General features: G+C 46.3%; 10 protein-coding genes. 5 read left to right on the plus strand and 5 right to left on the minus strand.

Translation table 11 applies throughout. The annotated features are described in order from the left end of the window. Positions 1-56: 56 nt before the first annotated feature. From NDI48_10340 to NDI48_10350, 3 genes are all read left to right on the plus strand, one after another. Positions 57-1,118: an ABC transporter permease gene (locus tag NDI48_10340; GenBank protein ID MEP0831605.1), complete on the plus strand. Its 1,062-nt coding sequence runs from the start codon at positions 57-59 to the stop codon at positions 1,116-1,118. Positions 1,119-1,242: 124 nt separating this feature from the next. Further along, positions 1,243-1,533 carry a hypothetical protein gene (locus NDI48_10345; protein ID MEP0831606.1) on the plus strand — a complete coding sequence of 97 codons (291 nt, stop codon included), beginning with the start codon at positions 1,243-1,245 and terminating at the stop codon, positions 1,531-1,533. A 545-nt stretch (positions 1,534-2,078) separates the two neighbouring features. After that, positions 2,079-2,477, plus strand: coding sequence for a low temperature-induced protein (locus NDI48_10350; GenBank protein ID MEP0831607.1), 399 nt, complete (start codon positions 2,079-2,081; stop codon positions 2,475-2,477). A gap of 284 nt (positions 2,478-2,761) precedes the next feature. Here the strand turns inward: NDI48_10350 and NDI48_10355 are convergent, their stop codons facing one another. Further along, positions 2,762-4,132, minus strand: a complete 1,371-nt coding sequence (locus NDI48_10355) for a proton extrusion protein PcxA (protein MEP0831608.1) — start codon at positions 4,130-4,132, stop codon at positions 2,762-2,764. Between the two features lie 274 nt (positions 4,133-4,406). Here NDI48_10355 and NDI48_10360 point away from each other — a divergent pair, with 274 nt between their 5' ends. Then, entirely contained in the window at positions 4,407-6,638 is a 2,232-nt protein-coding gene (locus NDI48_10360; GenBank protein MEP0831609.1) for a recombinase family protein, read from the plus strand. Here the strand turns inward: NDI48_10360 and NDI48_10365 are convergent. The 4 genes from NDI48_10365 to NDI48_10380 form a co-directional block, all read right to left on the minus strand. Continuing rightward, positions 6,631-7,974: a serine/threonine protein kinase gene (locus tag NDI48_10365; protein MEP0831610.1), complete on the minus strand. Its 1,344-nt coding sequence runs from the start codon at positions 7,972-7,974 to the stop codon at positions 6,631-6,633. The two genes, NDI48_10360 and NDI48_10365, sit on opposite strands and share 8 nt — an antisense overlap. 118 nt (positions 7,975-8,092) lie before the next feature. Further along, positions 8,093-9,271, minus strand: coding sequence for a serine/threonine protein kinase (locus tag NDI48_10370; GenBank protein ID MEP0831611.1), 1,179 nt, complete (start codon positions 9,269-9,271; stop codon positions 8,093-8,095). Positions 9,272-9,339: 68 nt separating this feature from the next. Then, positions 9,340-10,548, minus strand: coding sequence for a serine/threonine protein kinase (locus NDI48_10375; GenBank protein MEP0831612.1), 1,209 nt, complete (start codon positions 10,546-10,548; stop codon positions 9,340-9,342). Positions 10,549-10,938: 390 nt separating this feature from the next. Then, a complete protein-coding gene (locus NDI48_10380) occupies positions 10,939-12,009 on the minus strand; it encodes a glycosyltransferase family 4 protein (GenBank protein ID MEP0831613.1) in 1,071 nt (356 codons plus the stop codon). Between the two features lie 49 nt (positions 12,010-12,058). On the opposite strand from NDI48_10380, the gene NDI48_10385 reads away from it, so the two are divergent. Then, complete coding sequence (locus NDI48_10385; protein MEP0831614.1) at positions 12,059-12,229, plus strand: hypothetical protein; 171 nt, start codon at positions 12,059-12,061, stop codon at positions 12,227-12,229. The last annotated feature ends 61 nt before the right edge of the window (positions 12,230-12,290 follow it).

Here is a 12,290-nt window from a genome sequence, read left to right on the forward strand (position 1 = left end):
ATCAACTCTCAATCGCCCAACCTTCAACTCCAACCGACAACAGGGATAGGTGTTCGATGACTTCTTCTTCGAGGGATTCTGCAAACAATCGATTGGCAACGGCTAGGAGTCAGTTGCAAATCATCGTTACTAGTGAGACGTTTCTCTATGTGGGGAAACGCCTGTTGCAGGCAGCTTTGACCTTGCTTTTAGCCTCTGCCCTGTGTTTTGCGATTATTCAGTTTGCACCTGGCGATTTTTTAGACCGATTCCGGGATAATCCGAAAATTTCCCAGGAAACAATCGATGCGTACCAAAAACAATTTGGCCTAGATCAGCCCCCGATTGTGCAGTATTGGCGGTGGTTATGGGGAGTGGTTACCCGCCTAGACTTTGGGATGAGTTTTGCCTATTTTCGACCCGTTTCGTCTTTATTGTGGGAACGGGTACCCGCCACGTTGCTGATGGCTTTCGCATCAATTGTTGTGACGTGGGCGATCGCAATTCCCTTGGGTATTATCGCTGCCGTCCACCAAAACCGCGCTTTTGATCGATTTCTACAAGTTATTAGTTACACAGGCCAAGGCTTTCCCAGCTTCATCACCGCGCTGGTGTTGCTAATCTTCGCACAATATACCACCCCCTTATTCCCAGTAGGTGGCATGACCAGCATCGATCATACAGACTTATCACCCATTGGCAAAGTTTTAGATATCGCTTGGCACCTGATTTTACCCACCATTGCCCTCTCCATCACCAGCTTTGCTGGTCTACAGCGCATTACCAGAGGTGAAATGCTAGATGTTCTGCGCCAAGACTACATTCAAACGGCCCGTGCTAAGGGACTGCCAGAGAACCGAGTCATCTATGTCCACGCCCTCCGCAATGCGATCAATCCCTTAATTACGTTACTGGGATTTGAGTTTGCCAGCTTATTAAGCGGTGCCTTTATTGCCGAATATTTCTTCAATTGGCCTGGTTTAGGCCGTTTAATTTTGCAGGCGGTGAAAGATTTAGACCTGTATTTGGTGATGGCTAGCTTAATGATTGGGGCTTTGATGCTGATTGTCGGAAACTTGTTAGCTGACTTATTGCTGAAAGCGGTAGACCCCCGGATTCGTTTGGAAGATCTCAAATAAAGTATCAAGTGTGAAGTATGAAAGATGAAGTCGCTCAAAGCTTAGAAATAAATCTTCTCTGGCAACGAAAAACCTATTGCTCCTCTTTTTTATCCTTTATCCTTAACACCTCAGACTTTTTGCGATGTTCTCTGATATCTATTACCTGATTCTTTCGAGATCTGACGGTCGCTATCTAATCGCCAAACCGAATACGGGTGGACAAGATATAGAGGCTGGTTATTTGTTAATGTTTCGCGAACACTTTGAGGCTCTCAGCTATCTCAATACTCATGGTGTGGATGTGGCTAATCGCTTTACTGTCGAGTCAGCCACTGGCACTCAAATTAACAACTTGCTCAAACGCTGGGGATATTCCGGGGTCGGAATTGTTCAAGACCCATTAGTCCCACAAATTGAGTTTTTCAGACAGTAATAGTAGCAATAGTTTGTTGAAAATCGGATCACCTGGGTGCATTCCAAACTTACAAAAATACCCTAGTAAGCTTCAATAAGTTATCCTAATCTCTCCTCTCTATCTCTGTGTTCTCTGAGCCTCTGTAGTTCGTTAATCAACTTTTTGCAAAAGTCTCACGAATTAACAGAGGATAAACTCTCGGTGCTTAAAGAAATATTAAGCTAAAGTTAAGGGCTTATGCGCCTGGGAAACTGACAGCGCAGATTAGGGAAGCCTTAGCAATCCTGCGCTGGATGGGACTGGTTACTCAGAGCGCACCTGAGGCAGAAAGGCATTGGAGTTCGTAGTATCTAGTGCAGAGTGGCTGAAACAACCAATTGCATTAAGTTTTGCAAAGCGGTTGATAAATCTTCCTAGATGTATATCAACTAATCTACCTAGCTATAGATGAACTAGGTCGATTAATTTGCATAAAATCAATAAGTGTAGTTTGATATATTTGATGTTCTGAACAGGTCAACCACCTAAATTGTTCAGTGTTCAAAAAAAATTTGGAGGAACTTATGACACCTATCCGCTTTACCCTTTCGGCTTTGTGGCGTTCTCTGAGCATGGTTGTAGCAGCTTTTGCTTGCGCTTTGATTCTGTTTTCTAATGTAACGCCTGCTTACAGTCTACCTAATCCCTTTGCTCAAGATAAGCCTGCACAGTCCAGTGACGTGACAAAGGGTGAAGACCAACTTTTAGGGATTGAAGAGGGAGCCCAAAAGAGCGCTATTCGAGAAGGTGATCAAGACCTGCTTTCGGCTGAAACAGTCATACAAAAATCCAATGAGGGTCGTCTTAACGAGGTTCAGGGAGCCGCTGACATCGATAAGATGAAGAACCCAGGAAATACCAAAGTTGAATCAGTTGAAGAAATTATTGGCGAGCGCTTAGAAGAAGTTACGGGTCAAAAATAACCTTTAACCTTATAAAGCTTTCTCCGGAAAAATCATAAATCTTTCACCCAGAATGGGTATAGAGATCAGAGGACTAACCCAGAAGGCTTCTTAGCAAGTTTTTCGGGAGACTAGATAGGGCAGACGTGTAAGTTTGCCCTTTTTTGTTTTTTTGAAGTGCAAGGTCACACCTCCCAATTCAAGTTGCAGGGTCAGAAAATGGGGAAGCTGCAAAGATGGGGGAGATAGTGATGCCATCCTTTATGCACATTAGCTTAAAAACCTTTACCCGTTCCCCTCCATCATCATTCGTTCATATTCCGATAGGTAGCCACTGCCGAAGGAGAAACCCGATTTAAATAGCGGAAAATCCAGTACTTAAAGACGGAATCCAAAATCACTGGAAAGGTGGCAATAAACAAAAATATAAAATCTTGATTTTCTGGTATTCCTAGATGTTGGGATACCCCTTTGAGAATAACTTCCCAACCATGGGGTGAGTGGAATCCCACAAATATGTCAGTTAACAAAATAATGATAAAAGCTTTAGCGCTATCACTAAGACCATAGACTAAATCGTCCATAAAGGATTTTAAAATAAAAATCTCTTGCTTACTACTGACGATAACTAATGCAAAACTGGCCATTGATAAGAGATCAGCAAAGATATTTTTAATCGAATTGCTCCCCTTCTCTCGAAATTCCTCTGCCAGTAAAGTGGCTTTCTCCTTAACTTGCTCTTCTATCTCTTCTGAAGTAATTTTAGGAGTCAAACCAATTAAGCTTTTAAATTTGAGTTCTTCTTCAAATAGCTTTAATTCGCTAAAGGCTTCTTCTTCCATTTGCAGGTTCAAGAAAATGGCAGATGGGTTTTGATGTTCATTTCTAAAACCATCTATAATGGGCCCAAAAATAAAGGTTTTGGCAATTTGATGAGTTAGAATAGGAACAATAATTAATGTCAAAATAAATTTTAAGGAGAATATCGTTTTACGTTTAGAATTCCGAAAATTCTTAACAACTTCTTCTTCGGCTTTTGGGTCTAATTCTTGTTGCAGTCTATTAAACGTTCTTAAAATGGAGCGAGGGAGTACACCCGTTTTATCTGCCACCGTCTCAATATCTGGCACGGCTGTATTTTTAGTCACAGCCCCTTGCTGCAAAGACCGGACTTCCTCATTAATCTCAGTAGTCAGAGATTGATTAGGGCCAGATGGAACGATTTGTTTCCCTTGGAACTGCGATAAGGGAACTAAAGATTTATCCAGACGTGCAGGTTCTGAATATTTCTTGATTGTTTTGTCAATAAAATTTAATTTTTCAATAATAATTGATTGTTGCTCATTATCTAAATCAATATTGAGAGAGGATGGGTTAAAATTCTTCCGTCTGTTTTCTAATTTATTAGCTTCCGATGCACTAAATACAGAGCGACTGCTTTTAAATTCAGCCAGTCTAATCTTTGTCGTATTTAAATATTTTTTAAGGTCAGCTTCAAAATAAGAGATGACACTATCACTATATTCACCCGAATTGGCCGAAATTTTTTTGCCATTAAAATGCTCATCTTCAATAGCCTTAATCATTAAGGCAGCTCGGTATGCCTGGTCTAACGCTCTTTCAGGGGTACCGAAAAACCATTGGTTGGCAGCGCGGAAGATCGATTGGAAACTCATAAGAAAAAATAATTTTTCAACAGGAAGTATTGTAGACGGTCTAAAGGATGACGAGTAAAAATAATTTCTACTTAATCCAACAGTCAGGAAATCTTAATCCCCCACCGTCAAGAATGCCCAACCAGACGAGTTGAGCCGACTCTCCTAATCCCAAAAGGGTTTCGTAGTTCATACTTCATACTTCAGATGACAAGTGCTTTCGGGCACCCTGAAAAACGCTAACTTTTACATCTAGTGTACGTAGTATCTTAACAAATAACCTTAAGGAGGATTTGTGAAGTTAGATTCTATTTGGATAACTGGTTCAACTCGTAGTGGTAAGACAACTCACCTTGTATCTCAGTTTCGACAATGGGTTGAACAAGAACGAGGTCAAACAAAACCGACCTTCCGACGCGCTTCTCCTATAACTCGTCGCGACCGGAGAATGGCTCCCGCTATCTTAGTTTTTGCGGCAAATGACGATAATCGGCGGGATTTGACGGAACAATTGACAATGGCCATCCAGGGGCGATATCCCATTCGCTCTAAGACCCCTTTGGGCTTCTTTCAGGATGAAGTCATGCTCTTTTGGCCCCTCTTAATCCAGCCGTTGCATCTCAGAGCACAGTTTCCCCTGCGACTCCGTCCCGAAACCGAGCAGGCGTTGGCCAAAGAACTGTGGCGAAACGGCATCGAACAATGGAGTCAAGCGCTACCGGGAAGCAATGAGGATACAAAAGTTCGCCGTCTGTTGGACTTGTTGCTGTTAGCGGCGGTGAGTGGAACACCGATTGAGGATGTTCCGACCCTTCTGAAACAGGGCATTCTGGAACAAGAGGGAACTCCAGAGGTATGGGACGCGGTGGGAGAGATGCTCTTGGACTGGCGGCGCTGGTGCATGGAGCGGGGGTTACTGACGTATGGCATCATCTGTGAGCTTTATTGGCGTCATTTGCTACCCAACCCAACGTATCAGCCTTATTTGCAGCAACGCTACCAAGCGGTACTGGCAGATGATGTGGATGATTATCCTGCGATCGCACGAGATTTGTTCGATATCTTATTAAACCAAGGAGCCGTGGGAGCCTTTACCTATAATCCAGATGGCAAGGTACGCTTGGGATTAAATGCCGACCCCAACTATTTAGAGGGTATAGCAGGGCGTTGCCAGGTCAAAACCTTAACAGGTACACCGGTTCCCTCTTTGTCCAATTTTGCCGAGGATGTGGTGAACCTCGTGATCGAACCCATCCCAACCGCCAATCTACCCACCTCCATCCAATCGATTCAAACCACCTCCCGCGCCGCCTTGTTACGGCAGACGGCTGAAATCATAACGGAGCATGTGAAATCGGGGCAAATTCAGCCGGGAGAGATTGCCGTGATTGCACCGGGTTTAGATGAGATTGCACGTTACGTTCTCAGCGATATTCTCACCAAGCAAGGCATCTCGGTAGAACCGCTCAACGACCAACGTCCGCTGATTAGTTCCCCGATGATTCGGGCACTCTTAACCCTTGTAGCCATGATTTATCCGGGTTTGGGACGCTTAGTAGACCGAGATGCGATCGCAGAAATGCTCGTTGTTCTCAGCCAAAAGCCAGGGGACTGGGGACAAGAAGAAAGTAAACATCAAAACGCCAATGTCCCATTTCCCATTCCCCACATCGACCCCGTGCGTGCGGGTTTGTTAGCCGATTATTGCTATTCCCCCAACCCCGAACACCCGCGCTTACTCCCCGTCGAGTCCTTTATGCGCTGGGATCGCCTGGGACATCGGGCAACCGCCGCTTATGGGGAAATTGTAGAGTGGTTAGAGGTGCAGCGAGTACAACAACAACAGCGTTTGATTCCCTCGTGTGTAGTGGTTCTCGACCGAGCCATTCAGAAATTCTTATGGAATGGGAGTAACCTTCCCTATGATGCGATCGCCGCATTGCGGGAACTGATGGAAACCGCTCAACACTATTGGGAAGTAGACGGACGCCTGCGACAAGAGTTGAAAGTTGCCAATTTGGAAGATAACCTTCAACCGACCAACGTACCACCTTCAACCCCATTAAACCTGCTCACCTCAACTCAAACCATTGCCCAATTCATTCAAATGCTGCGTCGTGGTACCGTTACCGCCAATCCCTACCCAGTGCGTCGCCTCTCCCCAGCCGCTAACAATGCCGTGACATTAGCGACAATTTTCCAATACCGCGCCAGTCGCCGTTCTCATCGTTGGCAGTTTTGGCTGGATGCCGGTTCCCCCCTGTGGTTGAGTGGGGGTGCCGCTACCCTGTTTGGAGCCGAGATTTTTCTCAAACAATGGTCGGGACAACCCTGGACAGAGGAGGATAAAATCAATGCAAATAATGAGCGATTACAGCGAATTTTACGGAATTTATTAGGTCGTGCGGGTGAGCGGGTTTACCTGTGTCACAGTGACTTAGCCGTGAGTGGTACGGATCAAGCTGGCCCTCTTTTAACCCTAGTTCATGCCTCCGTTCCCCTCGATGCTGAGGTGGCACTTACTTAAAGTTCAGCCAGGTTTGAATTTCTTGAGCCAACCAAGCACACTCATATTCCGTCAAACCCTGACCAAAGGAGTATGAAGTGGAACTCACGCCTGTGAGCATCACTTCTGAACTCTTTTTACTCCTAGAGCAACAGACGTATGAAAGCTGAGAAATCGCCCCTTTATAGCGACTGACACTATGACCAAACCAGCGCCACTCTAACTCAAAACGGTTGCTGTTGCGGTCAAACGCCACGAGAGTGCGTTGGTAATAAAACCGGATGGCTCTAATCGCCAGAACAACCAGGAAAAACAAAAACGGAAAACTAATCACAGGCGTCCCTACCTTCAAGGTCAACCAAAGAATGCCTGCCATGAACAGCGTCAGGTAACCGCCGAGTTGTAAGAGTCCTGCGTTGCCCTTTCCCCGACGTTCAGGGATGAGAATGTGCAACCGTTCGGGAGACTTATCGACCTCAACGCGAGTCCCGTAGGGCGGAATCATTCTCCCCCCAGAGGAAGAGGAAGGCCGCCTAGAATTCGCTGGATGCTCAATACTATTGGATTGGAGTGCACTCAGGGCTGCTTTTGCCGTGCTAAACCGTCGTTTGAGAGAGGGTTCGGTGAGTTTTTCAATCCAGCTTACAAAGTGGGGACTGAGATTGACTTTATCGCTAAACTGAATCCGTAAATCATCTTGGGGTAAGTCCGCCGGAGCCATACCCGTGAGTAAATGAATTAAGGTGGCTCCCAGGGCATAAAGGTCAGAAGCCGGTACCGCTCTACCGCCAAACTGTTCCATGGGAGCATAGCCATAAGTCCCCACGACTGTAAAGGTGGCTCCCTCTTGTGCCGCTCGGTCTTGCACGGCTCCAAAATCCACCAAATAGACTTGCTGATCTTCACCCCAGATTAAATTACTCGGCTTAATGTCCCGATGGAGTACGGGCGGATTTAACCCATGCAGATAAATCAGAATCTCTAAAACATCGATCGCGATTTGGCGAACTTGCTGTTCTGAAAAGCGTTTCCCCTGATTGAGCAACTCCTTGAGAGAGACACCAGGGATATAGTGATGCACCAAACCAAACCACAGCAAACGGTCATCAATCGAGAAATAATCGCGGTATTGGGGAATGCGAGGATGATTGAGCTGCTTGAGAACCTGTGCTTCCCGTTCAAAGAGTTTCAAATCATCCCATTGCACCTCGCCGCCAAAGGGCAATAGCTTGACAATTACGGATTCAGATGATATGGATTGCAAGTCATCCGCCAGCCAAGTTTGACGTCCTACATTTTGTCCTAATTGTTGTTTGAGCTGATAGCGCTCCTGTAAAACCTGTTCCGCTTGCAGCATCTGATTCTTGCATCCTTATCCTTATCCCTAATCATTAGTCCAGCGTGATTCGTACTGATTCCGTAAGTAAATGACTCAGAATTCATCAATTTTGTGTAAAGCGAAGCCGTATTTGGCTTCATAAAGCCTCAAGCAACGTGACTATTCCGAGCGCTGACAGACTGCCCCAAAAACACATGCCAGCAACCACCCAGCGTCGTTGATGGGCTTTGAATTGTTCAATACTCCGCCATCTTCGGCTTTTCCAAGCCCACTCATTGCCTTTAGCACCCAGTGCTAGTGCCATGATCAACTGGCAATTGGGGACATAGGAGAAAAGGCCGATCCAAACTTGATTGGTGAATGGCCAAAACCAAGGCATCAAAAAAGCGCCCCAATTCCAGCCTTTGATTTCATTGGGTACAGGTACCGCAGAATCCAAGATATTGCCATGTCCTGAATTATTCAATACCTGTCGTTCTATTGTTGAGTTGTCTTTGGTGATGCTGGGCGTTAAAGCGGATTCCAACGCCGAAAGAGCCTGAGCCGCACTCTTAAAACGTTGCTCAGGAGCAGGTTCAGTCAGCGTTTTGAGCCAGTTCACGACCTTAGGCGTCAGGGTCACTTGCTCTTCAAAACAAATACGCAGGTTTCGCTGTGGTAAATCAACGGGCGCAGTCCCTGTGAGCAAATGAATTAACGTCACTCCCAGAGCATAAAGGTCAGACGCGGGTACCGCCCTACCGGAAAACTGTTCCATTGGGGCATAACCGTAGGTTCCCACCACGGTAAACGTGGCTCCCTCTCTCGCGCCTCGATCCTGCACTGCCCCGAAATCTACCAAATAAATGCGATCGTCCTCACCCCAAATAAGGTTGCTGGGTTTGATATCACGATGCAACACGGCAGGATTTAGCTGATGGAGAAATTCTAGAATTGCCAGAACATCAACAGCAATGATGTAAACGATTTCGTCTTCGGTAAAGTATTTGCCTTGATTGAGTTGTTCCTTAAGAGAGATGCCAGGAATATATTCTTGCACTAACCCAAACCACAGCGATCGCTCATCAATGGAAAAGTAGTCGCGATATTTGGGAATTCGGGGATGGTTGAGTTGTTTGAGAACCTGTGCTTCTCGCTCAAATAGTTTCAAATCATCCCACTGCACCTCACCCCCAAAGGTCAGAAGTTTGACAATCACCGATTCAGGGGGTGAGACTCCAATATCTTCCGCCAGCCAGGTTTGACGCCCCACATTTTGCCCTAGTTTGCGCTTGAGTTGGTAGCGCTCATTTAAGATTTGTTCCGCTTGCAACATCTGGGTTGATTCCTTTGAAGCCCAACTTTTCTAATCCTAGCTGACAGGAATTGATTCAGTTATTCAAACTAAAATAAACTGAAAAGTGTATAGAGTGCAGGAATCCAAACCATAGGGATTCCAATGAAAAGACCGGCTTTCGTCCACGCTTTCTGATGGTCTTTAAATTGTTCAATACTGTACCATCTTCTACTTTTCCATGCCCACTCATTCCCTTTAGCGGCTAATACAAATCCCATGACCGTACCAAGGATGGGGACAAAGGCGAACAGACCAATCCAAACTTGATTGGTGATCGCCCAAATATGAGGTAAGAAAAAAGCGCCCCAATTCCAGCCTTGAATTTCATCCGGGATAGGCACAGAATTATCAAACAGATTCCCCTGTCCGGAATTATTATTCACTATAGTAGAGGCCGTTGTCTGAAGACCAAATTCCGCCGAAATGTCTCTACCATTCGGATGCGGGTTGAGTTCCCTACCGGATTTCAACGCAGAGAGTGCCTCCGTCGCACTCTTAAAACGTTTCTCAGGAGCGGGTTCAGTCAGTTTCTTAATCCAGTTCATCACCCTAGGATTCAGGGTTACTCGGTCTTCAAAACAAATGCACAAGTTCCGTTGGGGCAAGTCACCCGGTGCCGTCCCAGTTAGGAGATGAATTAACGTCGCCCCCAAGGCATAAAGGTCGGAAGCGGGTATGGCTCTACCCCCAAACTGTTCCATCGGTGCATAGCCGTAGGTTCCCACAACCGTAAACGTCGCTCCCTCTTTTGCCGCGCGGTCTTGCACTGCGCCAAAATCCACCAAGTAAACCTCATCGTCCTCACCCCAGATCAAATTGCTGGGTTTGATGTCTCGATGCAGTACGGCGGGATTGAGTTGGTGGAGAAACTCCAGGATTTTCAGGATATCGACTGCAATCTTATGAATTTGCTTTTGGCTAAAGCGTTTACCTTGATTTAGCTGTTCCTTAAGGGAGATGCCAGGGATATATTCTTGTACTAATCCAAACCACAGCGATCGCTCATCAATCGAAAAGTAGTCGCGATACTTGGGAATTCGGGGATGGTTGAGCTGTTTGAGAACCTGTGCTTCCCGCTCAAATAGTTTCAAATCATCCCACTGCACTTCACCCCCAAAGGCCAAAAGTTTGACAACTACCAATTCAGTGGGTGAAACTCCAATATCCTCAGCCAGCCAGGTTTGACGCCCTGCATTTTGTCCGAGTTTACGTTTGAGTTGATAACGCTCATTTAAGATTTGTTCCGCTTGCAGCATCTCGCCCTTGATTCCTCACAAGCCTATTCACTCTACTCTAGCCAGAACTCCATTTTTGTACCTGAAAAAATCGGCTGGGCAGGGTTGGCAAGCTGAAGCGGCAATATAGCAAAAGGCAGAAGGCAAACCGGAGATGAGAGTGAGGACAGAAGGCAGAAGGGTTTATTACTGGTAAGTGGTCGCCAGAGCCGTTAAAGAAAATCCTAACCTTTATGGCGACTATGGCGACAGCTATAGCATTCACTTCAATCCATGCAAAATCCCCCCTGATTCAGGGGGGATTTGAAGAGGCGTTAGAGGTTAAGGTTTGCCGAACAGGCGCTTTACAGCCACCTGAATCGGTTATCGTTCACAACGAGCCGAAAAAAGGTGGATACCCTTTGGCTCCAGCTACGCTCGACTTAAACTGTGGGCATGACCGTTGTGTGTAAAACGCTCTGCCAAAATTTGCTCATACACAGCCTCGTAACCCTCAGTCATGTGCTCCACACTGAAATACTTCAGGACATGATCCCGGCAAGTCTTACGGCTCAACTGAGTGGCGGGTGCGATCGCCGCTATACACTCTTCAACTGTTTCACACAAAAAGCCAGTTTGACCGTGGGCAATCACCTCTGGTGTTGAACCCATCTTCATCGCAATCACTGGCGTTCCCGTTGCCATTGATTCAATCATCACCAAGCCGAAGGGTTCGCGCCAGGTAATTGGGAATAGGGTTGCGGCTGCGCCTCCGAGCAAGTCACATTTTTGTTCGTGGGTTGCTTCTCCTAAATACTCAATCTGTTTGCCGTCAATCAGAGGCTTGATTTCTTGCTCGTAAAATTTCACATCGACGGCATCCACCTTACCTGCCATCTTCAAATGCCAGCCAGAACGTTTGGCAATTTCGATCGCTAATTGTGGCCCTTTCTCCGGAGAAATCCGTCCCACAAAGGCTAAGTATGGGGGGTCTTGGGGTTCTGGGTAAAAGTCGTATTGGCTCGTGTCAATCCCATTATGAACGGTTGCCACGTAGTTCAGATTTAATCTTGGCTCCCGCTGAGCGTCGGAAATACTGATGTAGGGTTGTTTCCGGGCGTGGGTGAACAGTTTTTCGTTATCAGGGGTAAAAATGCCGTGTAGGGTGTGGACGGTGGGCGTTTTTACCAAATTTCCATAGGGCAAAGCTGCACAGCCCATATGGGAGTGGATGATATCAAACTCAGACGCCATCTCGTAAACCCGACTCATTTGCAGCATCTCGTAGATACCGAATTCCTTGATTGTGGGGTCGAGACGCAACGCTTGGGGGTGAACCGATTCAAGTTTCGCTAGAGAAATCGAATCCCCAGAAGCAAATAAGGTGACTTCGTGTCCGCGTCTGACGAGTTCATCCGAGAGCAATCCGACCACTAGTTCAATGCCGCCATAGGCTGGAGGAGGAACTCGCTCCCACAATGGCGCAACTTGTGCAATCCGCATTATCAAACTCCTGTTGTTATCAGTCGGGTTATTCTCTGCCTAGAGAATAATGAACAGTACTCTGACTCCCTTAATCATCCGCACTGAGACGGAAATTACGAACACCTTATTCTTTCCCCAAAGGTTTAGCAATACGGGAAACCGAAAAGGAGACCGTTCGGTCAACTCTACCTCCGGGTTGATTGCACAGCCAAAATGTCTTCCCATGAATACCCTCTAGCGTCCAGTCTTTCATCCCAGTTGTGCTCAGGGCACAACCGTCGCAGACTCCCCTGATTTAA

This window comes from Microcoleus sp. AS-A8 (assembly GCA_039962225.1).
GTDB lineage: Bacteria > Cyanobacteriota > Cyanobacteriia > Cyanobacteriales > Coleofasciculaceae > Allocoleopsis.